The organism is Pelomonas aquatica (genome assembly GCF_026712205.1).
Lineage (GTDB): Bacteria > Pseudomonadota > Gammaproteobacteria > Burkholderiales > Burkholderiaceae_C > Pelomonas > Pelomonas aquatica.
In genome coordinates this window covers 1-24,569 of sequence record NZ_JAPPUW010000037.1, presented here as the reverse complement: position 1 = coordinate 24,569, position 24,569 = coordinate 1, and the positions used below count along the sequence as shown (strand labels likewise).

At 64.2% G+C, this 24,569-nt stretch carries 20 protein-coding genes; 16 read left to right on the top strand and 4 right to left on the bottom strand.

Features of this window, described 5'->3' with window-relative positions:
- Nucleotides 1-926 precede the first annotated feature (926 nt).
- From NYP07_RS23300 to NYP07_RS23255, 10 genes are read left to right on the top strand one after another with little or no spacing between them, the layout of a single operon-like run.
- Nucleotides 927-1,118, top strand: coding sequence for a hypothetical protein (locus NYP07_RS23300; protein ID WP_268154490.1), 192 nt, complete (start codon nt 927-929; stop codon nt 1,116-1,118).
- Complete coding sequence (locus NYP07_RS23295) at nt 1,115-3,481, top strand: cohesin domain-containing protein (protein ID WP_268154487.1); 2,367 nt, start codon at nt 1,115-1,117, stop codon at nt 3,479-3,481. The genes NYP07_RS23300 and NYP07_RS23295 overlap by 4 nt, the downstream gene beginning before the upstream one ends.
- Nucleotides 3,478-3,963, top strand: coding sequence for a type II secretion system protein (locus tag NYP07_RS23290; RefSeq protein WP_268154485.1), 486 nt, complete (start codon nt 3,478-3,480; stop codon nt 3,961-3,963). Before NYP07_RS23295 ends, NYP07_RS23290 begins: the two co-directional genes overlap by 4 nt.
- A gap of 4 nt (nt 3,964-3,967) precedes the next feature.
- Entirely contained in the window at nt 3,968-4,348 is a 381-nt protein-coding gene (locus tag NYP07_RS23285; protein WP_277583844.1) for a type IV pilin protein, read from the top strand.
- A 37-nt stretch (nt 4,349-4,385) separates the two neighbouring features.
- Nucleotides 4,386-4,814, top strand: coding sequence for a type II secretion system protein (locus NYP07_RS23280; RefSeq protein WP_268154483.1), 429 nt, complete (start codon nt 4,386-4,388; stop codon nt 4,812-4,814).
- The gene (gspG, locus tag NYP07_RS23275) at nt 4,811-5,248 is read left to right on the top strand and encodes a type II secretion system major pseudopilin GspG (RefSeq protein WP_268154482.1); all 438 of its coding nucleotides are present in this window, start codon (nt 4,811-4,813) and stop codon (nt 5,246-5,248) included. The genes NYP07_RS23280 and gspG overlap by 4 nt, the downstream gene beginning before the upstream one ends.
- Nucleotides 5,249-5,278: 30 nt before the next feature.
- Nucleotides 5,279-6,481 carry a type II secretion system F family protein gene (locus NYP07_RS23270; RefSeq protein WP_268154480.1) on the top strand — a complete coding sequence of 401 codons (1,203 nt, stop codon included), beginning with the start codon at nt 5,279-5,281 and terminating at the stop codon, nt 6,479-6,481.
- A complete protein-coding gene (locus tag NYP07_RS23265; RefSeq protein WP_268154478.1) occupies nt 6,478-8,106 on the top strand; it encodes a GspE/PulE family protein in 1,629 nt (542 codons plus the stop codon). The genes NYP07_RS23270 and NYP07_RS23265 overlap by 4 nt, the downstream gene beginning before the upstream one ends.
- Nucleotide 8,107: 1 nt before the next feature.
- On the top strand, nt 8,108-8,839 hold the full coding sequence (locus NYP07_RS23260) for a hypothetical protein (protein ID WP_268154476.1): 732 nt from the start codon (nt 8,108-8,110) through the stop codon (nt 8,837-8,839).
- Nucleotides 8,836-9,363 carry a hypothetical protein gene (locus NYP07_RS23255; RefSeq protein ID WP_268154474.1) on the top strand — a complete coding sequence of 176 codons (528 nt, stop codon included), beginning with the start codon at nt 8,836-8,838 and terminating at the stop codon, nt 9,361-9,363. Before NYP07_RS23260 ends, NYP07_RS23255 begins: the two co-directional genes overlap by 4 nt.
- 20 nt (nt 9,364-9,383) lie before the next feature.
- Here the strand turns inward: NYP07_RS23255 and NYP07_RS23250 are convergent, their stop codons facing one another.
- Nucleotides 9,384-10,616 (bottom strand): tyrosine-type recombinase/integrase, encoded by a 1,233-nt coding sequence (locus NYP07_RS23250; protein WP_268154472.1) that lies wholly within the window; start codon nt 10,614-10,616, stop codon nt 9,384-9,386.
- Nucleotides 10,617-10,720: 104 nt separating this feature from the next.
- Here NYP07_RS23250 and NYP07_RS23245 point away from each other — a divergent pair, with 104 nt between their 5' ends.
- The 4 genes from NYP07_RS23245 (at nt 10,721) to NYP07_RS23230 (ending at nt 13,447) form a co-directional block, all read left to right on the top strand.
- Nucleotides 10,721-11,755, top strand: a complete 1,035-nt coding sequence (locus NYP07_RS23245) for a DNA-binding protein (protein ID WP_268154471.1) — start codon at nt 10,721-10,723, stop codon at nt 11,753-11,755.
- Nucleotides 11,752-12,153, top strand: coding sequence for a hypothetical protein (locus NYP07_RS23240; RefSeq protein WP_268154470.1), 402 nt, complete (start codon nt 11,752-11,754; stop codon nt 12,151-12,153). Before NYP07_RS23245 ends, NYP07_RS23240 begins: the two co-directional genes overlap by 4 nt.
- A gap of 313 nt (nt 12,154-12,466) precedes the next feature.
- Nucleotides 12,467-12,796 (top strand): H-NS histone family protein, encoded by a 330-nt coding sequence (locus NYP07_RS23235; RefSeq protein ID WP_268154468.1) that lies wholly within the window; start codon nt 12,467-12,469, stop codon nt 12,794-12,796.
- 339 nt (nt 12,797-13,135) lie between these two features.
- Complete coding sequence (locus NYP07_RS23230) at nt 13,136-13,447, top strand: hypothetical protein (protein ID WP_268154466.1); 312 nt, start codon at nt 13,136-13,138, stop codon at nt 13,445-13,447.
- Nucleotides 13,448-13,991: 544 nt separating this feature from the next.
- Here the strand turns inward: NYP07_RS23230 and NYP07_RS23225 are convergent.
- The 3 genes from NYP07_RS23225 to NYP07_RS23215 all read right to left on the bottom strand — a co-directional run bounded on the left by NYP07_RS23225 (nt 13,992) and on the right by NYP07_RS23215 (nt 20,231).
- Nucleotides 13,992-16,019: a methyl-accepting chemotaxis protein gene (locus NYP07_RS23225; RefSeq protein WP_268154464.1), complete on the bottom strand. Its 2,028-nt coding sequence runs from the start codon at nt 16,017-16,019 to the stop codon at nt 13,992-13,994.
- A 75-nt stretch (nt 16,020-16,094) separates the two neighbouring features.
- A complete protein-coding gene (locus NYP07_RS23220) occupies nt 16,095-18,644 on the bottom strand; it encodes a YbcC family protein (protein ID WP_268154462.1) in 2,550 nt (849 codons plus the stop codon).
- A 21-nt stretch (nt 18,645-18,665) separates the two neighbouring features.
- Nucleotides 18,666-20,231, bottom strand: coding sequence for an NADH-quinone oxidoreductase subunit L (locus NYP07_RS23215; protein ID WP_268154460.1), 1,566 nt, complete (start codon nt 20,229-20,231; stop codon nt 18,666-18,668).
- A 101-nt stretch (nt 20,232-20,332) separates the two neighbouring features.
- Here NYP07_RS23215 and NYP07_RS23210 point away from each other — a divergent pair, with 101 nt between their 5' ends.
- Nucleotides 20,333-21,259: a LysR family transcriptional regulator gene (locus tag NYP07_RS23210; RefSeq protein WP_268154458.1), complete on the top strand. Its 927-nt coding sequence runs from the start codon at nt 20,333-20,335 to the stop codon at nt 21,257-21,259.
- A gap of 102 nt (nt 21,260-21,361) precedes the next feature.
- Nucleotides 21,362-24,358 carry a Tn3 family transposase gene (locus NYP07_RS23205; RefSeq protein WP_268154456.1) on the top strand — a complete coding sequence of 999 codons (2,997 nt, stop codon included), beginning with the start codon at nt 21,362-21,364 and terminating at the stop codon, nt 24,356-24,358.
- Nucleotides 24,359-24,569: the final 211 nt, after the last annotated feature.

The following is a 24,569-nucleotide window of genomic DNA, read 5'->3' as shown; positions in this document are numbered from 1 at the left end:
CGCCAAGACCCCGGATGAGTTCTACTTCGCGTCGCTGCCGGCGATTCAACAGGCAGCCTGACGGATCGAGTTCCACTTATCGAACCCCGACTCCGTGTTCAAACGAACGGGGCCAGCTCTCAAGCCCAGAGCCCGGTACCCGCGATCGCCCAAGAATTTCTGACCGAACTCCCCCAATCCCCGCAAAACCAAGCCCTCATCGACACCTTCCAACGCACCGCCCGCGAAGCCGGCGTCACGGTCACCTCCCTCTCCCTGCATCAAACTTCCCCCCGCGCAGACCAACTCGGCCGCCTGGAGCTGACCGTGGCAACCCAAGGCAGCTACGCCGCCCTTAAACAACTCCTCTCCGAGTGGCTGGCTCGCTTCCCGTCGGCCACGGTGCGGTCCCAGCAATGGCGACGCAGCGAACCCGCGGGGCTGACCAATGCCAACCCCGGCACCGTCGAAGCCAATTGGGTCCTCTCCGTCTGGACTCGCCCGCTGGGTCTCGAAGCTCGCGCAAGGGAAGCAGCCCTCGCAGCCTCCGCGACCGCGTCGACCCCGCCCTCAAACCCCGGTCCCTAGCCTTGAGCTCCATGCGTACGGAACTGCGTTGGACCCTGGGCGGCACCTTGCTGCTGTCGGTCGCGGCCCTGTGGTGGCCGCAGTCCGGCCCCAAGGTGGTTGGCGCCGAGGAGCACCCAACCGGCGATGCAGCGCATGCCTCTGCCAACTCGCCAGACGACGCACAACTCAAAGCCCCCCTACCTCCCACCCTCGACCCACAACCGATCGAACCGGCCCGACGCGACCCCTTCGTTGCAATGCCCCCCGCTCCCGCCGTCGTGGCCGCCGCCCCCCGACCCACGCCCCAGCCCGCTCCCCCGCCAATCGCCCCAGCGGTCCCTACTGCCCCGCCGCTCACCCTGCGCTATCTCGGTCGCATGGTCACCCCCGACGGCCGCCCCATGGTGCTGCTGGCCCGCGGCGACACCGCCGTCACCGTGCAGGCCGGCATGATGCTCGACGAGGGCTACCGAGTCCTGCGCATCAGCCCCGAGGCCGTTCGCCTGGTCTACCCTCCCACCGGCGGCGAAGTCGACATCCCCATCCCGCCCGCGCCCCACACCCCATGACGCTGAAGACATTGACGACCGACGCCTTGAACGACGGGCGCCGGCGAGGCGCGATGGCGGGCCGGCTCATTCGGACCCTGCTGTGCTTGACCGCACTGGCCACGCTGTTGTCCGGCTGCGCCGACCAACGCATCCGCAGCGAATCCGACCGCCTGATGCACGACAACCACTACGAACAGGCCTATGACCTGCTCGAAGGCGGTCTCAAGCAATACCCCGACAGCATGCTGCTGCGCTCGGGCAGTCTGCAGGCCCGCAACGCCGCATTGAACCGCCTGCTCGACGACGCAGCCAGCGCCCGCGCCGAAGGTGCCCTGGACGAAGCCGAAGCCCTGCTGCAACGCGCCCAACGCTTCGACCCCAGCGGCCGCCGCGTCAGCACGCTGCTGGCCGAACTCGCCGTCGAACGCAAACAGCGCGCCGCCCTGGCTGAAGCCGAAGACCTTGCGTTCAAGAAGAAGCCCGACGCCGCCCTGCGCGTGCTGGCCGAAGCCCTCAAGGACAACGCTCGCCAGCCCGATTTGCTCGCCCTGCAGCGCCGCCTTCAAGGCGAACAACGGCGCATCCAGGCCAAGGCGGCCCAGCTCGGCCTGTCGGAAACACGCCCCATCTCCCTGGACTTCCGCGACGCCAACCTGCGCACCGTGCTGGACGTCGTGACCCGCAACAGCGGCGTCAACTTCGTGCTGGACAAGGACATCAAGCCCGATGTCCGGGTCACCGTCTTCCTGCGCTCGGCGCGGGTCGAAGACGCCATCGACCTGATCGTCAGCACCCACCAGTTGGCCAAGAAGGTGATCGACGAGCAGACCCTGCTGATCTACCCCAACACCCCAGAGAAGCAGCGCGAGTACCAGGAGCAGGTGGTGCGGGTGTTCTACCTCGCCAACGCCGAGGCCAAGGGCGCCGCCGCGTTTCTTAAATCCATGCTGCGCGCCAAGGACCCCTTCGTCGACGAACGCAGCAACATGCTGGCCCTGCGCGACACCCCCGAGATGATCGAAATGGCCGAGCGCCTGATCACGCTCTACGACACCGCCGACGCCGAAGTCGTGCTGGAGCTGGAGGTGCTGGAGATCCGCACCAACCGCCTGCTGGAGCTGGGCGTGCAGTTCCCCGACAGCCTGACGTTGACGCCGCTGGCGCCTTCGACCGGTTCAGGTTCCAGCACAGGCGGCTCAGGCCTCACCGTCAGCAACCTCAACCGCCTGGGCTGGGACCGCGTGGGCGTGGGCATCAACGGCCTGCTGGTCAACCTCAAGCGCCAGGTCGGCGACGTCAACACCCTGGCCAACCCGCGCATCCGCGTGCGCAGCAAGGACAAGGCCAAGGTGCTGATCGGCGACAAGGTCCCCATCGTCAGCGCGACGACCGGCCAGACCGGGTTTGTGTCGGACAGCGTCAGCTACTTGGACGTCGGACTTAAGCTCGATGTCGAACCCACCGTCTACGCCGACGACGACGTGGCCATCAAGATTGGCCTGGAGGTCAGCTCCATCGCGTCGCAGGTGACGACCAAGTCCGGAAGTCTCGCCTACCAGATCGGTACCCGCTCCGCGTCCACCGTGCTGCGCCTGCGCGACGGCGAGACCCAATTGCTGGCGGGCCTCATTAGCCGCGATGAGCGCAGCAGCGCCAACCGCATCCCAGGCCTCGGCGACCTGCCGCTGGCCGGCCGGCTCTTTGGCAGCCAGCGCGACGAGGCCGTGCGCACCGAGCTGGTCCTTGCCATCACGCCCCGGGTCGTGCGGAACATGCGCCGGCCCGAGATCAGCGAGAGCGAGCTTTGGGTGGGCACCGAGCTGTCGCCACGCATCCGCGGCGTCGGCGGCCTGGTGTCCAAGCGTGAGGTCTCGGAGGGCGGGGCTAGCGTTGCTTCAACGCCATCAACCGGTCCAACAACTGTCGGCCTGCCGACGGCGGCACCCGATGCGCCGGCTGTCGTTAAACCTGGCGTCAGCCTGCGTTGGCAAGGCCCCGCTCAAGCCCGCGTTGGCGAGGTTTTTAGCGTCGCGCTGGACCTGGACAGCGGCAGCCCCATTCGTGGCCTGCCATTGCAGGTCAAGTTCAGCCAATCCCAGCTGGAGCTAGTGGACGTCGAGGAAGGGGAGTATTTCAAGGGGGACGGCTCGCCCACGAGTTTCACGAAGGCGGTGGACGCCGGCTCCGGCGTTGTGCGGGCCGGCGTGCTGCGCAACCAGGCCAAGGGCGCGACCGGGCAAGGGCCCGTGGTGCGTCTCAAGTTCAAGGCGCTGAAGCCGGGGGCGGCCGAAGTCTCGCTGATGGCGGCCGACCCGATCGCCCTGGGCAACCCCTTGCCGCCCACGCCGCTGCCCCCGTTGCTGCGCGTGAACGTGCAATGAAGCTCCGAAGCCTGGCAGGCGCTGGACGCGGCTACACCTTGGTGGAGCTGCTGGTGGTGATGGCCGTGCTGGGCATCCTGGCCGCCATGCTGCTGCCGCTGTCCGAGCTGAGCGTGCAGCGCGAGCGCGAGCGTGAACTCAAGCGTGCGCTGTGGCAGATCCGCGATGCCATCGATGCCTATCACCAGGCGGCGCTGAACGGCGTGATCCCTCTGGGCGGCCTCTTGACCGGCTACCCGCCCAATTTGCAGGCGCTGGTGGCGGGGGTCAAGGACAGCAAGAACGGCGGCGGGGTCGTGTATTTCCTGAGGCAGCTGCCGCGAGACCCCTTTGCCGACCCTGCTCTGACTGCAGAGCAGACCTGGGCGGTGCGCAGCTACAAGTCGCCGCCCGAGCAGCCGGCGCCGGGTGACGATGTCTTTGACGTGGCCTCGCGCTCCACGCTGGTTGGGCTCAACGGCGTGCCGTTGAAGAACTGGTGATGCCGTGAACCCATCGTCCAGGTCGCGCGGCTTCACGCTCATCGAGCTGCTTGTGGTGTTGGCGGCCATGGCCCTGCTGCTGTCCATCGCGGCGCCGCGCTACTACGAGCACGTGGACCGGGCCCGGGAGACGGTGCTCAAGCACAACCTGATGGGGATGCGCGAGGCCATCGACAAGTTCTACGCCGACCATGCGCGCTACCCCAAGGACCTGGCCGAACTGGTCACGGCGCGCTATCTGCGCGAAGTGCCGCTGGACCCGCTGACGGATCGCGTCGACACCTGGCTGCTCGTCAAGCCCCAGGGGCAGGCGGAAGGCGTGGCCGATGTGCACAGCGGCGCCAAGGGGCTGTCGCGAGACGGGGTGAGCTATGCGCGCTGGTAGCCGCACTCGCCCTGGGCAGCAGGGCTTCACCTATCTGATGGTCCTCGCGCTGATCGCGCTGCTGGGGCTGGCCCTGTCCGTGGTCGGCCCGCGCTGGGCGGACGACAGCCAACGCGAGAGCGAGCAGGAGCTGCTCAAGGTGGGTAGCCTCTATGCGCAGGCCATCAAGAGCTACTACGAGGCCTCGCCGGGATCGCTCAAGCAATATCCGCCGGACCTGCAGAGCCTGCTGCTGGACACGCGCTTCGTGGGCGTGCGCCGGCACATCCGGCGGCTTTATGCCGATCCCCTGCAGCCGGAGCGGCCCTGGGGACTGGTGCGGGACGGCGACGGGCGGGTGCGCGGGGTGTTCAGCCAGGACGAGCGGGCGCCGCAGCGCCAGAGCGCCCTGGTCAATGAGTGGCTGGACCTGAAGCCGGCCGGCCGGTATTCACAATGGGTGTTTTCTCCTCGGACGAGTTCATGAACATGATGTCGCGAACGGGCTCATCGACTATTTGGCGGCGCGGTTTCACGCTGCTAGAACTGCTGGTGGTGGTGCTGATCATCGGCCTGCTGACCGCGGTGGTCGCACCACGCTTCCTGGGCCAGATCTCCAAGTCCGAGATCACGACGGCGCGGGCGCAGATGGATGCCTTTGACAAGGCACTGCAGGGGTTCCGGCTGGACGTGGGGCACTTCCCCACGACCGGGCAGGGCTTGAAGGCCCTGGTGGTGGCGCCGCCCGAGGAGCCGCGCTGGCGTGGGCCGTATATGCAGGGCGATGTGCCGCTGGACCCCTGGGGCACGGCCTACCAGTACCGGTCGCCGGGCACCAACGGCAAGGACTACGACCTGGTCAGCTGGGGGCGCGACCGTGCGCCCGGCGGCACGGGCGACGACGCGGACATCAGCCGGTGAGACATCAACCGAACAGGGCCGGGCGCTGACATGCAGTTCTGGGTGCGCCATGTGCCGGCGGGAACCGGGGCGGTCGTCGAGGAGGCGCTGCCGGCGGACTCGGAGGCCGGCCTGCGCTCGCAGTTGCTGGCCCAGGGCAGCGTGGTGCTGGCATTGCGGGCTCAGCGCACTCAAGGCTTGAGGAGGAACCGGCGCTTTGATGTCGCGGGCTGGTGCCGGGAGCTGGAGGCCTTGCTGCGCGCGGGCATGACGGCGGTGGAGGCTGTGGAGACCCTGGCGGCCACTTCGGCCACTTCGATCGGTAGCGAGCGGGAACGGGTTCATGGCCAGTTGCTCAAGTCGCTGCGCGAAGGCGCGTCGCTGTCCAAGGCGATGCGGGGTACCCAGGCGTTTCCCGAGGTGCTGGTGGCCGGCGTGACCGCCAGCGAACGCACCAGCACCCTGGCCGAGGCCTTGCACGACTATCTGCGCTATGACGACCTGCTGCAGAAACTGCGGCGCCAGGCCGTCAGCGCCATGCTGTATCCGGCCATCGTGATCGGCCTGGGGGGCTGCATCGCGATGTTTTTGCTGCTCTATGTGATTCCGCGGTTTTCGAAGATGTACGGGAGTTTTCATGGGGAGCTGAGCACGGCGACGGCGGCCGTGCTGGCGCTGAGCCGGGCGATGCGCGACTACGGTTGGCTGGTTGGGCTGGCCGTGGCCGGGATCGCGGCGGCCGGGGTGCTGGCCTGGCGGTCGGGGCAGCTGGCGCGTGGGCTGGAGGCGGGGGCCGAGGCCTGGCCGATGCTGCGGCGGCAGTGGGACCATTTCCGGTTCGCCAAGCTCTACCAGTCCCTGGCCCTGCTGTTTCGCGGTGGCTATTCGCTGGACGAGGCGCTGCTCGTTTGCGGCGGACTGGCGCTGGGCGTGCGCGTCGGGCAGGGCGTGTCTACCGTGCGCCAGGAGATTGCCAATGGGCGGCCGGCCTCCAAGGCCCTGGCCACGGCGGGCTTCACGGATGTGACGGCCGAGCGGCTGCTGGCAGTGGGTGAGCGCACGGGCGATTTCGCCGGCGTGCTGCAGACCATTGCCGACCGGCATGCCCAGGCCTTCGTGCTCTTCATCGAGCGCGCCACCCGCTTGTTGGAGCCGATCCTGCTGCTGGCCGTGGCGCTGGTGGTCGGTGGGCTCGTCGTGATGATGTATCTGCCGATCTTTGACATTGCCGGTGGGCTGGGGGTGAGCCGATGAACGACCCCACGCCAATGCCCTTGCCTCTGGACCTGCCTGCGCTCTTGCGTTCGGCGCGCGAGCAGGCGCGCCTGGGCGGCGGGACCGTGCTCGATGTGCTGCTGAGAACGCCGGGCGCCGATGCCGGGCAGCTGGCCCAGGCGCTGCGGGAGCAGGCGGGCGTGGACATCGTGCTGGGGTCTGAGGGGCTGGTGGCGGATTTCAGCCGGGTGGACCGTAACCTGGCCCGGCAGTGGCAGTGCGTGGCCTTGCAGGACAGCCAAGGGAGCACCTGCCTCGCCGCCGCCGACCCGTGGGACGTGGCCCTCATCCAGAAGGCGGCCCGCCGGCTGGGCGTGCAGCCGAGGGTACTGGCCGTGCCGCGCGCATTGCTGGCCGGCTGGCTGGGCGATGCGGCCGTGAAGGTCGACGCCGCCGAATCGGCCAGCCCCGATGCGATCACGGCGAGCGGGCCGGTCGTGGTCTTTGTGGACCAGGCCTTGCGGGGCGGCTACGCCAATGGGGCCAGCGACGTGCACTTCGAGACCGACCGCCATGGCGTCACCGCCAAGCATCGGCTGGACGGGGTGCTGCGGCCCTTTGCGCGGCTGGAAGGTTCGCAGCCGGCCCAGGAGGTGATCTCGCGCATCAAGGTGATGGCGCAATTGGACATCACGGAGCGACGGCTGCCTCAGGACGGGCGTTGCCGCTTCGAGGTGGATGGCAATGACGTGGACTTGCGGGTCTCCATCATGCCCAGCGTCCATGGCGAGGACGCGGTGCTGCGGATTCTCGACAAGGGTCGCCTCAAGGGCCCCGAGGACGGGCTGACGCTGGAGAGTCTGGGCTTCAAGTCCCCGGCCCTGGACACCATCCGCGAGCTGGCCTCGCTGCCCAGCGGCATGCTCTTGATCACGGGGCCCACCGGCAGCGGCAAGACGACCACGGTCTATGCGACGCTGTCGGAGATCAACACCGGCCTGGAGAAGATCATCACGATCGAGGATCCGGTGGAGTACGAGCTCACCGGCGTGCTGCAGATTCCCGTCAACGAGCGCAAGGGCCTGACCTTCGCGCGCGGCCTGCGGTCCATCCTGCGGCATGACCCGGATCGCATTCTGGTGGGCGAGATTCGCGACGCCGAGACGGCGGAGATCGCGGTGCAGTCCGCGCTGACCGGCCACCTGGTCTTCACGACGGTGCATGCGAACAGCGTGGCCGACGTGGTGGGGCGTTTCCGGCATTTTGGGTTGGACATGTTTGGCTTCATGTCCTCGCTCAATGGGATGGTGGTTCAACGTCTGGTGCGGGAGCTCTGTCCGCACTGCGCGGGCTGGCGCGGTGCCAACGACGGCGAGCTGCGCTGGCTGGCGCAGAACGGGCATGCCGGCCAGGAGCGCGTGCCGGTCGCCGTGGGCTGCGAGCGGTGCCAGCACACGGGGTTCCGGGGGCGGTTCGTGGTGGCCGAGGTTCACGTCGTGGACGACGTGCTACGCGACCGGGTCACCGAGGGCGCGCCGATGAGTGCCATTCGCGCCCATGCGGCGGAGCAGCAGGTGGAGTCCCTGTCCGCGATCAGCGCGAGGGCCGTGCTGGAAGGGCGGACGACCGCAGAGGAGATCCGCCGTGTCGTGGGCTGGAGCTGAGATGGCGCAGAAGCCGCTGAAGCCGCAATTGCAGTTGTATTTGGCCCAGGATCGCTGCGGCTGGCTCGACGCCTCCGGCGTGGCGCATTGGGATGAAGAGGGCGACTTCGACAGCCGCTTGGTGCGCTGCGTGGAGGCCGCCGCCAAGGCCTGGCCGCGGCGTGGCCTGCGGCGCACGCCGGTTCAGGTCTGGGTGTCGGGGGGGCTGTGCCGGCCCTTTCTGCTCGGGCCTGTGGCTGGGCTGAAGGGGGCCGACGAGGTGCGAAGCTTTGCGCAGTCCCAGGTAGCGGATGCGACCGGCTGGGATCAGCCTTGCGAGGTGCGCTTCGAAGGCGATGTGACGAAGGGCGTCGTGCTGGCCACGGCGATGCCGACGGCCGTCCACGCGCGGATCGAGGCGGTGATGGCCGGCGCTCAGTTGCGGCTGGTGTCTCTTCGCCCCTGGTGGGCTGGTGCGCTCAATCAGGCGCTGCAGCAGCAAGCGGATTTGAAGATGGTGGTGATCGACGAGCCTGAGTCCTTGGCCTTGTTGGCGGGGCAGGGGGACGATTGGGACTTGGCTGACGTTTTTGCGCCGAGGCCGTCGGCGGATGAGGCGATCCGGACGGTTCATCGGCTGGCTGCGGGGGGCTCGGTGCAGCCTGAGCAGTCGGCTTGGCTGCGTTTGGGGGCTGGAAGCGCTGGTGCACTGTGGCCTGCTGCAGAGCCCGTGCAATTTGGAGGGCAGGCGTGAAGCGCGTCACGGCGGAGTTTGCGACGCCGAGCCGGCCGGGGCGCTGGCATTGGGCCGCGCTGGCGGCGCTTGCCTTGCTGTCCATGGGGCTGACCGCGCGAGCGGTGATGACCCACCTTGAGCTTCGCGACCTGCAGCGCGACATCCAGTCGCTGCAAGCGCAGATCGCGGTGGCGCAGCAGAGCCCGGCCAGTGCGCCCACGCCGCCGTATGACGCCAGCGCCAGGGAGATGCTGCGTGAGCGGGATCCGGTCTGGATCGAGACGCTGACGGCGCTTGAGGCCGTCGGCATGCCGGGGGTGACGGTTACGGCCATTAACATGCCGGCGCCGGGGAGTCCGGTGACGATTCAGCTGACGGCGACGGACTATCGGACGGTGCTGGAGTACCTGGCGGCGCTCAATGGGCCGGCGGTCGAGCCGGGCTCGCTGCGGTTCGATCTTCAGCAGGCACGATCAGAAGGGGGCAATCAGCAGCTGTCGGTGACGGTGATTGCGGCCCGTTTGAACGCGGTGCAGCGTTGAGGGCAGGTCTTGCCTGGGCTTCACCAACCGATGCGATGAGCCGAGCTGACGGCCGCATGGCGGGCATCGTCCTCGCCGTGCACGTAGATGCTGGTCGTGGTCAGGCTGCCGTGGCCGAGGGTGTCGCGCACATGGCGCAGGTCGACGTCGTTGGCCAGGTTGGAGCCGGCGGTGTGGCGCAGCCAGTGAGCCGATGCCGCGCTCAGCTTGTCAGCCTGTTCTTGGCCGCGACCGTCCTTGAGCCAACGCTGGGCTGCGGCGGCGAACACCTCTTTGACGACCCCGTGCACGGCGCTGCGCGTCATCGGTGCCGGCCAGTCCGGTACCGGGTGCTTGGAACGTCGCCACGCTACCGGAAAAAGCAGCGGGGAAGGCTCGCCGGGGCGTGGCAGATCAATCAGCTCCAGCGCGCGCCGATAGCTCATGAGCTCGACCATCAGTTCCGTCGTCGCCGGCACCAGGCGTTGTTTGCTGCCTTTGCCGAGCACCTCCAGCCACCAGCGTTGCTCGCCGGACTTGGCGTCGGCGCGCATGTGGAAATCCCCCATGCCGTTGCCGACCACCTCGGAAATGCGCAGACCACCCAGGAAGAGCAGGCTGAAGAGCCAACGCGCACGCGAATAGACCGCGACCTGGCGGGGCGTGTCCTGCGGCAAGGCGAGGATGGTGCCGCGCACAGCGTCCCAGAGATCGGCCTCCAGGAAGCGCGTGACGCGCGGACCGGGGGCTTTTGCGCGTCGCTTGCTCAGCGTCAGGGGATTGCCGGCCAGGTAGCCCGCCTCGACCAGCCAGGACATCAACGAGTTCAGCACGGTCATGGAAAGCCGGATGCTGCTCTCCGAGAGCGGGCCGGCGAATGGCCGCCAGCGTGGGTCGTGCCGGCTGGCTTTGCGGCCGGGCGCCATGACCCAGCGCTCGGCGGGTTGTGGATTGGCGAGGAAGCGCCGGTAGACCAGGAAGTCCTCGTGCGTCAGCGACGACAGGGGCTTGCTGCGCTCCGTCGTCGCCCACAGCAGCAGACGCTCAGACTCGCGGCGGCAGTTGGCCAGGGTGTTGGGGCTGTCCACGTATCGCGCCAGCCAGGCGAGGACGGCCGCCTGGTCGGTGTCTGCGGTGAGCTGTGGATTGCCGCCACGCGCCCGGTTCGTGCCGTCGCGGCCGCTGAGCGCCTCGATGGTGACGATCTCGCCGAGAGGGGCGAGCGTAATCGCGCCTGCTGGCCCGCTCGAAGTGGGCGAGAGGGTCTCACGCATTTTTCCGCCCTAGTTTTGAGAGATATTTGACACTATAACAGTAATGTCAAAAGTCAATTTTTAAAAGTTATTAACACAACGTATTACGTTGTACTATTTATTCCATGAGCGACGAATCCGCACTCTTGGCCGAGATCGAGCTGCTGAAGGCCAAATTCAGCGACACCCGGGCGCTGTACCGCGAGGTCTGCGCGCTGCTGTTCTTTCGGCATGGCATCACACCGACCGGCAACAAGCTCTACCAGTACGTCAGGCGCGGTTCGATGAGCGTGCCGACCGAGGAGCTGGCCAAGTTCTGGGACGATCTGCGTCACAAGGCGCGCGTCGACATCGAGCATCCCGATCTGCCGGCCGAAGTGAAGGCCATCGCCGCGGAGGCGATCGCGGCCCTGTGGTGCCAGGCCACGGCAGCCGCGCGCGGCGAACTGGCGGCCGCACGGCTGGAGCTGCAGGCCGACGCCGAGGCCGCGCGCTCGGCCCAGCTGGCAGCCGAGCAGGCCGCAAACCAAGTGAGTGCAGCCGCCGACCAGCTTCGTGCCGAACTGGCTAAGCGCGATGAGGCATTTCGTGCGGCCCAGGCCGAGCTGGAAGCCGAACGGCGTGCCCATGCCGGCACGCAGGCGCGTGGCCAGGAACTGCAGACCCAGCTCGAACAGGCGCGAACCCAGCAACAACGGCAGCAGGAAGCCTTCAGCGCCGATCTGGTCAGGGCTCGTGCCGATATCGGGGCCGCTCAGGAGCGTGCCGCTGCGGCCGAGCGACGGGCCCTCATGGAGATCGAACAAGAGCGCCAGGCCCGTGGCCGTGCCGACAAGACCGCCGAGGGCCTGCGCGACAAGCTGGCTGACGCCGAAAGCCGAGAACGCCGGCAGTCGCTGGAGCACGCCGAGGCCGTGACCCGGCTGCAGATGGAGCTCAATGCCAAGACCGCCGCGCTGCGAGGCGCCCATGAGAACAAGGGCGGCTTGCTGCGGGAGATCGACACCCTGCGCCAGCAGCTCGTGGCAGCTCAACAGGCTTCCGCACGCTATGAAGCCGAGGCGCAGACCCTGCAGGTGCTGGTACAGCGATTGACCCCGCCTCCAGCGCCAGCGCCACGCGGTGGCCGCAGCAAAAAAGCAGGGGCCGACGGCTCATGATCAAGGCTCCGTCATCGTGCGAAGAGGCAGGCCTAACCGCCATCGCCAAGTCCATCCAAGACCTGGACGACCTGGCGCGGCTGTTGGCAAAGGGGCTCTCACGGACGAAACCTTGGCAGCAAAACATCGCAGCACATCTGACAGACGCCGACCGGTTGCTGCAGCTCCTGCCGATCACGATCGCCATGGACCGACCGGATACCGAAATCGTTGCGGCAGCGGGAGACTTGCAACTCGCCTGCCAGCAGTGTGCCCCGGGGCTGATCCGCAACGCCGGACCGCCGGCCGAAGCGCCGGCGCAGGCTCCCGAGAGGAGCCTCCGGGAAGATCTGGCCCTTCGCGGAATTCCATCGTCTGCGCGTCAGCGGCGGCAGCCATCGCGGCCAGCCAAAATGTAGGTCTAGCAGGGGCGAAATGCATTTCGCAGATTCCGGGCACGCCTAAGTCATTGATTTACTGTCGCTGAGTGTAGGTTTAGCACGCCGAAATGGAATTGCTCCATTTTTCCCCCCGTGCATGCAGCGACGGCACCGCCGATGGTTGCGCTCCTGGACCCTATAACCGGAGTGGAGCACCTTGTAGCCTGTCACAGCGTCGCGAAAGCGCCGCGCTGTAAGCTTTAGCCCTCTTGGACTCGACGGCAAGGCGGCCTTACTCTTCTGCAGCATGTGGGCCGTCGAGTATGGTGAAAGCATGTTCAGGTGACGCCCTATGCCGAAGACCATCAAACACTTGAAGCTCCAGGCCGCAGCCGCCCGGCAAACCGCGTTGGAGCGGGAGGAAGTTCTGAAGAAGCTTCGGGATGTGATCAGCGCGCACGGCTTCACGTCTGCCGACCTCTATCCAAAAGGCCGATGGCCGGGCGACGTCACGCCGTCAGATGATGTCGAGGAACTGCCGCTGAACGTGGTGAGGCTCGCGCCTGGCAAGACCTATCGTGATGCCGAGGGGAACGTGTGGAACGGACGCGGCCGACGGCCAAAGTGGTTGTCACAAGCACTCGACGGAGGCGCGGTGCTCGCAGATTTTCTGGTTGGCTAAGTCATTGATTCGACGACGATTTTCCGCATCAACCGTAGGCTTGGCACGAAATCCGAGATCACCCCGGTATCGCGCAGGTCAATGCTGGCATTGGCCAGCTTGATCGAAGCACGCAACAAAATGCGGCGTTGGTAGAACAATCGGCTGCGGCAGCCGAAAGCCTCAAGGACCAAGCGGTAAGCTTGATGGCGGGGCTTCAGAAATTTCAGGTTTAAACCTAGGGTGCCTGATGCTCAGACAGGCTCGTGGCACGCCACCGATTCTCGGATGGAGATGTAGCCGTTCAGTGTCGGCCGTCTGCGCAGCAACGGCCCCACGGCGTAAGCCTGTGGTGACTTCTTGAATGCTGGCCGCGGTTTGCTCAAGGCTCGCGGCCTGTGCGCCTCTGTGCGTTCGGACAGCACCTTGATGTCACTGGCTCCCCAGGCGAAGTCCGGCCTGAGCCACCATCGACGAATTTGTGCGCGCATCGGCGATCACCGACGACAAATGATTCGTCATGGATTCGAGCGTTTTGCCCAACTGCGAAATCTCATCGCCGTCTTCGTTTTTGATGGCGTAGTTGAAGTAACCATTGCCGAGCGTTTTGACCCACGGAGCACTTCGTCGACGGCGCCAAATGATGCGATGAAGAATGCGACGGCCATGTAGCTACCAATCAGCACCGACGCCAAGCAGGCCGCGATCGCGATGCGGAATTTGACTTGGAGCGCGTGCGCCCGAGCGTTCAACAGATGACGCCCATTCCAGGGGTCATCATGCGCTGAAAAATTGAGCGATTCGACGAGTTCACACGCTGTCTCCAGCAGATTACATTCAGGTTCGGCGACGGTCTCTTGGTCGATCTTGACTCTCCGTTATCGGCGGATACTCGAAATCATTAGTGACGACTTGCCCGACTTGGGTATTGGCTGCGGCGCTTAATCTCATTCGATCCCATCAACCTTCGCCAACCTACCGTCATGCTGGCCGAAGGAAGAGCTGGCGGGGAGCCAGGCATTCACTCATTGATGTGCCCAGTGGCAGTTGAGCCTCGACATCGACCCGTCTAGCGATCTGCAGCGATAACCGGAGCAAACTGGCGCATCACTGCCTTGACCGTGCCTCAAACATCTTGCGCGCCCCACCTGATGCGACGCGATAGCCTTGCAATATCGTTGCGGGCGATGCCACTACTACACCTTGCCGAGCATCATCAATCGAGTTTGAAGGACGCTACCTCTTGCGCCAGCGAGGCAGCCTGGTCCTTGAGTGAGTCTGCGGCGGCGGCGGTCTGCTCCACCAGGGCTGCGTTTTGCTGCGTCGCCGTGTCCATGTCGTGCACGGCCTGCGTGGTCTGATGCACGCCCAGGGCTTGCTCTTTGGCGCCATCGGCGATGTCAGCCAGCAATGCGTTCACACGCTTGGTCTGGAGCACGATTTCTTCCATGGTCGATCCGGCCTGCTTGACGACCGACGTGCCCGACTCGACCTTGTCGACGCTGGCGCTGATGAGGCTCTTGATCTCGCGGGCGGCCGAGGCCGAACGCTGCGCCAGTTGCCGAACCTCGGCTGCGACCACGGCGAAACCGCGCCCCGATTCGCCAGCGCGTGCCGCTTCGACGGCCGCATTGAGCGCAAGGATGTTGGTCTGGAACGCGATGCCATCGATGGTGCCCACGATCTCGCCGATCTGGCGCGACGACTTCTGGATGTCTTCCATCGTGCTGACCATCGTGCCGATGATGGCCCCGCCTCGCTCGGCAACCTGGGCGTTCGCTCGGGCGATGCCTGCGGCTTCATTGGCGGTATCGGCTGTGTGCTTGACGGTCGCTGAGATTTCTTCCATGGCCGATGCCGATTCTTCGAGATTGGCGGCAGCCTGCTCTGTGCGAGACGACAGGTCCATCGAGCCGTGGGCGATCTCGCTGCTCGAATGCACGATGCTGTCCGATGCGCCACGCATCTTCAGCACAATGTGCCGTAGCGAATCCTGCATGTCGACCAACGTATGCATCAGGCCAGCGACTTCATCGGCGCCCCAGGCCCTGGGCTTGGTCGTCAGGTTGCCATCGCTCATGGCGTTGATGTGAAAAGCCACTTCCTTCAAACCGCCGTCCAGCACCTTGCGGAAGGCGACAAACAGGTACATCACGATGGCCACACTGCCCAGCATGACCGCTGTCGTGATGGTGCGGGACGTGACCATGCCGCCCACCCGAACCTCGACCAGCGCATCGAGCTTGTCCGTGGTGCGCGTGTTCAAAGCAAGCATGGCCTCACTCGCATGTCGGCCCGCTTCAATCAGCGCGGCGGCATCGCCCTTCATGCTCGTGGACGCCAGCAACTTGTCGTCCACCATTTTCAAGAAGGCATGGACCTCGGCCAAAGCCTCGTCAGCCTTGGTTGCGGCCTTGACGTCGGCGTTGTAGGCAATGGCCTTGGTCAGGCCTGCTTCCAAAGCAGCCAGGTTCGACGAAACCGAAGCGGACTGCTCGATAAGGTGACGCAACTGCTGCGGGTTGGCTGCGCCGCTTTGCAACAGCGCCGCACCCAAGCCCGTCAACTGGCTGACCGCCTCGACCATTTGGGGCAATCGGAAGTAGGCCGCGTCCATCAGGTAGTAGGTGTCGATGTCCGGGTCCAGCGTGAGATTCGAGCCGTCGGTCGACACGCCGAGCAAGTCCAACAGCGATTGCGCATGGGCCGAATAGGCATCGAACACCTTGTCGACGCCAGCCGATGTCGCGGGCAAGGCATCAGCCTCGCCCTTGAATTTGGAATAAGCCTGGGCCGTGGCGAAAGCTTCGCCATGTGTCTTGTCTTCGGCAGCCAGTTTGGCCGATTGCGCCTGGATGGCGTCTTTGAGCGCACCCAGTTCTGGCTGCGGCGTGCCTTTGACGGCCTCCATCACCGCATACAGACGCTGGCGCTGCAGCAATTCGAGCAAAGGCACGACCTCGCGCCCGTACACGATGCCGATGCGCTCCTTGGCGGAAAACTCGATCGACGTAGCCTTGTCGCCAAAGTAGCTCCAAGACAGAACTGCGATGGGCACCGCAAACGCCGCCGAGATCACCATCGCCTTGGCCTGGAAACCGATGCGGCGAAACAAGCGAATGCCAGGCGCCCAGATGCCGTGGTAGCGGAAAAACTCCCCGAACAACCCTCGATGCGAGGACTCGGTCGAGGTGTCTGACAAGCGGCTACTGCTCTGGCGGGCAGTGGCGATCATCGAACTCATTGGGATGGACTCCAAAACAACGGCAATAGTCCAGTTATCGGCAAATACCCGCCAAGCCTTAGCTGTAAACAGACACTACTGAAGTTCACACAGAAACACCGGAGACCATCTTCCGTGCTCATAACGCACGAGGCCGGACTCCTCGAAGCGCCAGAGGTGAAGCCAGCCGTTCTCCAGCAATTGCCTGACGACCGCATGTTTGCCGATGACCGCTTCGATGGCCATTTGCGGCGCGTCGATGACCACTGTCAGCCGCAACGGCTCATGCACCCAGCGCTCGCCATCGTTGAGCGATTGGCGGGAAAGACCAATTCTCAAGTCGCCGCCATTGCCCTCGAAAACGCCGAGGTTGCCACCAACGACGTTGTGCAGCAGCTTGTTGCCACTGCCCAGCCGGATCGGGTCGCAGGTAGACGCGTGGTATTGCCAGTTGATCCAGTGCGTGACCAGCATTGGCGCGGTCATCAGCAGCTCCAGCACGCTACCGTCCCCATCCTGGCTCGTGTCGTAGTCGTGCAGGAAACTGCGCCCGCCCAGCACGACACCATGGCTTCTGTGCCGGGGTGCGATCAGAAATGCCGCATTGCCCGCAAGCCCCCATTCCGGTCGGGTTTGCGCCCCGTCGTTGGCGCGGCGACGCAGCTGACCTAGTAGAACATCGGGCAGGGCGCGCGGGTCCAGCTGAAGGCTGGGCGCCCGCTCTCGGCGTACCTGATCGCAAGCGTGTGCGAACCTACCTTGCAGTCGCTCCCAACGAGCACGTGCAGCCTGCGGCAAGAGGTCCAGATCAAAGCCTTCGATGTCGTCTGTAGTGGTGTTGTGCAGCGCCGCCACGAACACCGTGGACTCAGGCATTTCGATGCCGCGGGCCTGCAGGCCCTGGCGGACCGCAGGCTCGTTGAGCAACTGCGCCAGGCTTCGCGCATTGACCTCCCCGGTCTGACCGCAGCAAGCGCCGCAATCCAGTGCCGCCGCATGCGCGTTGTTGGCAGATTGACTCCCATGCCCGACGAGGAGCACAAGCGGGGCGATGTGTTGCGCCAAACCCATGGCATGCAGCACGCGAGCCGCCAGAGCGACCTTGGCATCAAGGTCGAGCCCAACCAACTGTGGCCGGCAAATTGGGCGATAGCGGGTGGGCAGCCCATCCAGGTCGTCCCTGGCTCGGTCCTGCTTGCTGGGCAGCAGCCAGCTCCCAAGCTTGCCCAGGTAGCCGAGTCCCGCTGCCTCCACAAAGGAAAATGCAGCGCCCGGCCATCGGCTGGCAGCTTGCCACTGGTCCGCCAAGGCAAAGTGGGTCTGACGTGAGCGGCTGGCAGCGCTCTTCAACACGGCATCGGCTTCGCGTCGCGCCGAGTCAGCGCTCACGATGCAATCGGTCACCTCAAAGGCAGGCGCCAGCAGGCCTGGCAATTGGGGTCGCCGGGCTTGCGTCGCCAGCGGCGTGTAGGCAACCGGCAGTCCAAAGAATCCGGCAAAACCCAGAGTCTGGACGGCTGGCCATGCGGCTTCCAGCGCGCGGCGCAATGGCTCGCTTCGCACATCGATGCAGAAGGCTGCCTGCACTTCGATCTCTTGCCTTGCAAGGCCCGAGCTACTCGCTGAGCCCAGGCGTCGCGCCAGGTCGAGCTGGTAGCCGACCTCCAGCGCCACTTGCCAAACCTCGTCAATCAACAATGCTTGTTCTGCATCCTTCAACACGGTAGGCGCTTGGCTCCATGCCCCCTGAAGTGCGGCGAACGCCTGCTTGGCGGCGACATCATCTTTGCATTCCAGCAGCAACGCGCCCCAGGCCAGGCGAATGGCCAGCAGCTCGCGCAGGCGCGAATCCTGGCGGTCCTCCAGCCCTGCCTGCCAACCCAGGTAGGCACACCAGGATGCCCAGCCATTGACCGTGAGCAGCACTGCCTCCAGGTAATCTGCCCAAACAGCCTGAGGCAGGCCCAGGCGCTTCATCACCCATCGCTCAGCCTCGCCTGCAGTGGCAGGCAGCGCGTCGATGGCGCGACCGAGGTGAGGCAGGCCCATGAGCAAGCCGATCCCATGGTCGTGCTGCAGCGTGTCTCGCCAGAACGCGTACAAGCCCTGAGTGCGCTGCGGCTGCCAATCGGCCTGATGCTCATCGAAGTAGGCTGCACAGGTCTGGCTCACCTGGTGTGTGATCGCCTGGCGCCAGGACAACCGGGTTTGACGCTGTGGATCGTTGTCCAGCACATCGATCAGCAGCGGCAACTGCGCCACCGGCGTGCTCGATTGCAGTGCATCTGCGCACTGGCGAGGCGTCAGACCCAGCGCTCTTGCCTCGGGCAACTGGCGCAGCGCATGGGCCAGATCAACGGGGCTGATCCGTCCCTCGCTCCAGGCGCGCTGCTGTTGATCTCGCGCTGGAAAAACCTGTATGCCGCCGAGCACCGCCATGCGGGCGGCCACCCGACGCACCGGCATGCCGATGCGTGACCAGTGCGGATTGACCGCGATGGCGCGGTCCAAAGGCCACGCAGGTGCAATGGCCTGGCAAGCCTGGCTGCAGGCATGCTCGATCTGCGAATTCGATACGTCGCCGCAGTCGGGGTGGGCGTGGCCCTTCGCGCCGGGCTGCGCACAGGTGGTCAATGTGTCCGTCATGAGGTTCTCCGTGTGATCAGTTCAGCGCGGGGCATCGGCCATCAGGGCGGCGGCAGCTTTGGGGCCAGCGCTCTTGGGGGATTCAGGCGCCCAGCGGGTGGGCCAGAGCTGCAAGGCCAGGCGCGTGTAGGCCTCGTCCAAATAGAAACCTGCGTAGCTCCAGCGACGCCAGCGGGAGAGCATTTGCGGCCGCAGCTGCAGCAGCGCCAGGCAGAGGTAGAGCGCCACCATGCCCAAGAGCACAATCAGCCCAAGCCCTGTGTGGGGGGCATCCTGTATGCCAAGCGGCAGGGCATGCGCAACCAGCGCGGCAGCCGTGAGACCGGCGACCATCAAGAGGCCAAACATCGCTTGCCCAACACGCGCAATCAGGCCAGCAGGCTTGGCTGACAGCCACAGCAATGGCGCCCATGCAAGGCCCAGCACCGCGCTCCACCACCAAGGCCAAGGCGCATGGCCGGACAGTGGCAGGATCAACAGTACAAGCGAGATCGTCAGCACGGGCGCCAGTGCCACACTGAGGGCAGAAGGCAATGCGGCACTGTGCAAGGCTTGCAGGCGCGTCTGGCGCACAACTGTCGAAGCCGACAGGAAGGCATGGGCCTTGTAGAGTGAATGACCGATGAGATGCAAGGCCGCCAGGGAGTAGAGTCCCAGGGCGCATTCGAGCAACATGAAGCCCATCTGGGCCACGGTAGACCAAGCCAGTCGGACCTTGATGCTGATGCGGGTCAGCATCACCATGCCCGCCAACACGGCGGTGGCCAGGCCGAACACCAGCAGCAACACACGCGCTGGGGCTGCCTGTTCGAGCAGCGGTGCAAAGCGGATCAGCACGAAGCCGCCGAGGTTGACCACACCCGCATGCAACAAGGCGGACACCGGGGTCGGCGCTTCCATGACCTGGGTCAGCCAGCCATGCACGGGCAGTAAAGCTGTGCGAAGAATAACGGCCAATGCCAGGGCCAAGGCGCTCAACTGCAAAGGTGTAGACATGCCCTGCTGGGCGATATGCGCCCATAGCGCCGACAGAGAGCCACTCCCGACCACAACCCAAGCAAGGGCCGCAGCGCCAAGCAGCAGCACGTCGGCCACTCGATCTGCCATGCGTTTTTTGTGCGCGGCCAGCCGGGCGAAGGGGCGGTCCGGATAGAAGCAAAGCAGATGCTGCAGCGCGACTCCGACAGATGCCCAAGCCCCGATGAGGACCAGCCAGTGGTCGGCCATCAGGAGCAGGTGCACGGCAGCCAGCACGGCGGCCAACGCTGCGACGTAGCGGCGTTGGCCCGTTTCTCCCTGCAAATATCGGGCAGAAAACCCACCGATGACCGTGCCCAACAGTTGCACCAGCAAGGCCAAGGTCTGGCTGAATGACGATGCCTTTAAAACGTCAGGCCAGTGCACGCTAGTGGCTCCGGCCAACATGGCAACGCCCGTCAAGACCAGCGCACCAGAGGCAAGCACCTGAAATGCACGCCACAGCCCTGCCGTCGAGACCTGATCCAGTTGTGCCAGCAGCACAACCGCCGTCATCAAAGCGACCGGCGCCAGAGCGCTGGCCGAATACAAAATCTGGGGGATATCCATCGCATGACCTTCTTGAAAATTACTACTGAGGCGATCATGCTTGTCGGCGTTTGTTCTGTAAATTACATTGAATATGCCAATTGGATACATAAAATAGAACGATGCATCTCAACCAACTCAACTTCCACCACCTGCTGTATTTCTGGCGAGTTGCCAAGCTGGGGCATTTGACCCGTGCAGCCGAGGAGTTGCACACATCGCAATCGGCGATCTCGGCGCAGATACGTCAACTGGAAGATCGGCTCGGCGAGGACTTGTTTGCCCGCGAGGGGCGTCGTCTGATCTTGACCGACACCGGCCAACTCGTGCTCGCATATGCCGAGAACATCTTCGGCCTCGGCCAGGAGATGCTGGGGCGCCTGGAAGGCCGGTCCGCCGGGATCACCCGCCTGCGTGTCGGCAGCGTGGCGACCCTGTCGCGCAACTATCAGGAGAACTGGATTCGGCCTTTGCTCGCTGACAAAGCCGTCGTGCTTACCCTGGAGTCAGGGCTGCTGGAAGGGCTGATTGCTCGCCTGATACAGCACCAACTGGACGTGGTGCTGGCCAATGAGACCGTTCCGGCCGACCCAGATCGGCCCTTGCATTGCCGGTTTCTGGGCAGCCAGCCGATCTCGCTGGTCGGGCCCGCCAGCCGGTGGCAATCGCAAATCCTGCGCATCCCCGACGACTTGGATGGCGTGGACATCGCACTGCCTGGCCCTCGGCATGCTATACGCGCCCAATTTGATGCGCTGTGTGCGTCTGCTGGCGTGACCCCCCGGCTGCGAGCCGAGGTGGATGACATGGCCATGCTTCGCCTGATTGCGCGCGACAGTGGCTGGTTGACTGTGCTGCCAGAGGTGGTCGTGCAAGATGAACTACGTGCTGGTGTGCTCGTCACCGTGGGCCACTCGACGGCCTTGCAGGAGCACTTCTACGCCATCACCACGCCACACCGGCACCGCATCGAAGTGCTTGAGCAATTGTTGACTGGTACGCCTAAGACGTCTTCTCCGGTTGTGACCGCCGAGCTGGACTTGACCTAGCCGCAGCCCTTCATATAGTCAGGCGAGCAGGGAAGCCGGGCCTGAGGTACGAATCTTCGGCGCGGGCATCATAACCACTGTTCAATCAGCCGGATAACGGACATGCCCCGCAGAGAACTGTTGACGCCAGCTCAACGCGAGCAACTCCTTGCCTTTCCAACAGACGAAGCGGAACTCATTCGCCTGTACAGCCTGAGCGAAACCGATCAAGCATTTCTCAAAGCCCATCGCGGTATTCACAACCGACTGGGTGTGGCCGTTCAAATGGCCTACCTTCGGTTTCCCGGGCGTCCCATCGCCCGCGATGAAACGCCATATCCGACCTTGCTTGCCATGGTGGCAGCCCAGATCAAGGCACCCGTTTCCGCATGGAGCTTGTACGCCGAGCGCGATCAGACACGCCGGATGCATGCCATCGACCTCATCCGCTGGCTGGGCTTGAGGCAACTTGATGCTGGCACGCATCGGTCCCTGGCGCAGTGGCTCCTGCCGATTGCCATGCAATCGACACAAGGCCCCGTATTGGTCCAGGCGCTGATCGAGGAAATGCGGCGTCGTGGCATCGTGTTGCCACCCATCGGCACCCTTGAGCGTCTTTGCGCTGAAGTACACACCAGAGCCCAGCGACGGATTTTCAAACTTCTGACGCAGCCGCTCAATGACACGCATTGCGCCGAATTGGATGCCCTGCTCGATATCCACAAGGGCGGGCCAATCACGACATTGACCTGGCTGCGTCAGCCACCTGGCAAACCCAACGCGAAGATGATCATGTCCCACATCTCGCGGCTCAAAATTCTGCGTGCGTTGGCCTTGCCTGAAAATATCGGCCGCGATGTCAACGCCGATCGGTTGCTGCGCATGGCCCGCGAAGGCGCCCAGATGTCGGTCTATCAGCTCAAGGAGTACGAACCCTTGCGCCGCCATGCTACGCTGGTGGCGATCACGCTGGACGTTTCGGCCACCTTGACAGATCAGATTCTCGATTTGCACGACCGGCTGATCGGTACGTTCTTCACGCGCTCCAAACACAAGCACAAAGACCGTTTCGCAGCCGATGGCAAGGCACTCAATGCCAAGGTCAGGTTGTATGCAGATGTCGGCGCAGCGCTGATTGCAGCGCGCAAGAACAAGGACGATGCCTACGCTGCAATTGAAAAGGTGTTGAGCTGGGCCGAATTCGAGCGCAGTGTGCAAGAGGCCAAAGGCTTGGCGCGCGACGAGGCATTCGATTCGACGGCATTGATGAGTGAGTTCTTTGGGCAGTTGCGCCGCTACACGCCAGCCTTCCTGGATTTGTTTGAGTTTCGTGCAGCGCCTGTGCGTCAGCGCCTGCTTGATGCCATCGATGTTTTGCGTAAGATGAACCGCACCAGCGCCCAGACCGTGCCTGCCGATGCACCTGTCGATTTTTTCAAACCAAGCTGGCAGCGGTTTGTCATGACGGGCGACGGCATCGATCGACGGTTCTATGAAATCGCCGCTGTCAGTGAACTCAAAGATGCACTGCGCTCCGGCGACGTGTTCGTCGCAGGCAGCCGACAGTTCAAGGACTTCGACGAGTACCTGCTCCCTCAATCGTTGTTTAACCAGCAACAGACTGAAGGACGGCTTGATCTGTCTGTGCCAACCGAAGTCAGCGCGTATCTGGACGAACGCTTGACCTTGCTGCGCGAAGCGCTCAGTGAGACCAACCGGCTGGCCGCCGCAGACGAGTTGCCCTTTGTGAAACTCGATGACAAGGGCCTGAAGGTGTCACCGATTGAGGATGAAACACCCCCACAAGCCAAGGTGCTCAAAGCTCAGGCCTACGCCATGCTGCCCCGTATCAAGATCACGGACTTGCTGCTTGAGGTGATCAGTTGGATCGATTTCACACAGCAATTTACGCACCTCAAAACGGGCGATAGCGCCAAAGACCGTACGCTCCTGCTGACCGCCATCCTGGCCGATGCCTTCAACCTGGGCTTGGAGAAAATGGCAGAGGCCTGCCCCGGCGTCACGGCCACAAAACTGTCCTATTTGGTAGCCTGGCATGTTCGCACCGAGACCTATTCAAAGGCTCTGGCCGAGTTGGTTAACTTTCATCACCGGTTGCCGTTTTCAAAGCACTGGGGCGACGGCAGCACCTCGTCATCTGATGGGCAGCGGTTCAAGGCGGGTGGCCACGCAGAAGGGTCAGGCTACCGCAATGCCAAGTACGGTGATGACCCTGGCGTTCTGTTTTACACGCACGTTTCCAGCCAGTACGGTGGGTTTCACATCAAGGTGATCAATGGGCCTGTGCGTGACGCCACCCATGTGCTCGACGGCTTGCTGTATCACGAGTCCGACTTGCGCATTGAAGAACACTACACCGACACGGCAGGCTTCACTGACCATATCTTCGGACTGTGTCCTGTCGTGGGCTTCACATTCGCACCACGCATTGCCGACCTGAAAGACAAACGCATATTTGTGCCAGGCAAAGCCGAGGACTGGCCAGCGTTGAGCACCCTCATCGGTGGCAACCTGAACGTCAAGTCGATTGAACAGGTTTTCGATGACGTTCGGCGGCTGGGCGCTTCCATCAAACAAGGCACAGTGACGTCATCGCTCATGCTGCGCAAGCTGTCAGCCTATCCGAGGCAAAACAGCATCGCCATCGGCTTGCGAGAGATGGGGCGCATTGAGCGCAGCCTGCACACGCTGAAATGGCTGCGTGAGCCTGAGTACCGACGCCGCGTAGGTGCTGGCCTGAACAAAGGGGAGTCACGGCACAAGTTGGCCCGTGCTGTCTTCTTTCATCGCCTGGGCGAAATCCGTGACCGCGCCTTTGAAGACCAACAAAATCGTGCCAGCGGTCTGAACCTGGTCATGCAGGCCATCACCATCTGGAACACGGTCTACCTGGATCGCGCCATTCAAGCGCTGCGCCAGCATCAAACGATTGACGATAGCATGGTGTCCCACATTTCTCCGCTGGGGTGGCACCACGTCAACCTGACCGGTGACTATAGCTGGGCTCAGGATAAGCAGCCCTCGCCAGGGGAGTTCAGGGCTCTGCGCCCTGCGCCTAAAAAGGGTGCTCCCAAGGAAGCTTCGCCTGGCGATGGCTAGATGTTCTTTATGCAATTTCGAAACCAAAAGCAGGCATGCATATACGCAAAATGCTTAAGGTGCAGAAATTTCCGTTTCTTGTGGGCACCCCGACTTGAGCAGCTCGGGGAGCCGCACCGTGGTTGTCTGGGTCGCCATCGCCCGATGATAGCAACTTGACATCACGTTCAACCCCGATTTCCCCTGTGTGTGTTCTAAAGTGTCCTAGTAA

Bases quoted from the DNA above. Each gene is read 5' to 3' on its own strand.
- NYP07_RS23300 (WP_268154490.1), top strand. From the start codon at position 927: ATGGTCACCCCCGACGGCCGCCCCATGGTGCTGCTGGCCCGCGGCGAC.
- NYP07_RS23295 (WP_268154487.1), top strand. From the start codon at position 1,115: ATGACGCTGAAGACATTGACGACCGACGCCTTGAACGACGGGCGCCGG.
- NYP07_RS23290 (WP_268154485.1), top strand. From the start codon at position 3,478: ATGAAGCTCCGAAGCCTGGCAGGCGCTGGACGCGGCTACACCTTGGTG.
- NYP07_RS23280 (WP_268154483.1), top strand. From the start codon at position 4,386: ATGGTCCTCGCGCTGATCGCGCTGCTGGGGCTGGCCCTGTCCGTGGTC.
- gspG (WP_268154482.1), top strand. From the start codon at position 4,811: ATGAACATGATGTCGCGAACGGGCTCATCGACTATTTGGCGGCGCGGT.
- NYP07_RS23270 (WP_268154480.1), top strand. From the start codon at position 5,279: ATGCAGTTCTGGGTGCGCCATGTGCCGGCGGGAACCGGGGCGGTCGTC.
- NYP07_RS23265 (WP_268154478.1), top strand. From the start codon at position 6,478: ATGAACGACCCCACGCCAATGCCCTTGCCTCTGGACCTGCCTGCGCTC.
- NYP07_RS23260 (WP_268154476.1), top strand. From the start codon at position 8,108: ATGGCGCAGAAGCCGCTGAAGCCGCAATTGCAGTTGTATTTGGCCCAG.
- NYP07_RS23250 (WP_268154472.1), bottom strand. From the start codon at position 10,616: ATGCGTGAGACCCTCTCGCCCACTTCGAGCGGGCCAGCAGGCGCGATT.
- NYP07_RS23245 (WP_268154471.1), top strand. From the start codon at position 10,721: ATGAGCGACGAATCCGCACTCTTGGCCGAGATCGAGCTGCTGAAGGCC.
- NYP07_RS23240 (WP_268154470.1), top strand. From the start codon at position 11,752: ATGATCAAGGCTCCGTCATCGTGCGAAGAGGCAGGCCTAACCGCCATC.
- NYP07_RS23235 (WP_268154468.1), top strand. From the start codon at position 12,467: ATGCCGAAGACCATCAAACACTTGAAGCTCCAGGCCGCAGCCGCCCGG.
- NYP07_RS23225 (WP_268154464.1), bottom strand. From the start codon at position 16,019: ATGAGTTCGATGATCGCCACTGCCCGCCAGAGCAGTAGCCGCTTGTCA.
- NYP07_RS23220 (WP_268154462.1), bottom strand. From the start codon at position 18,644: ATGACGGACACATTGACCACCTGTGCGCAGCCCGGCGCGAAGGGCCAC.
- NYP07_RS23215 (WP_268154460.1), bottom strand. From the start codon at position 20,231: ATGGATATCCCCCAGATTTTGTATTCGGCCAGCGCTCTGGCGCCGGTC.
- NYP07_RS23210 (WP_268154458.1), top strand. From the start codon at position 20,333: ATGCATCTCAACCAACTCAACTTCCACCACCTGCTGTATTTCTGGCGA.
- NYP07_RS23205 (WP_268154456.1), top strand. From the start codon at position 21,362: ATGCCCCGCAGAGAACTGTTGACGCCAGCTCAACGCGAGCAACTCCTT.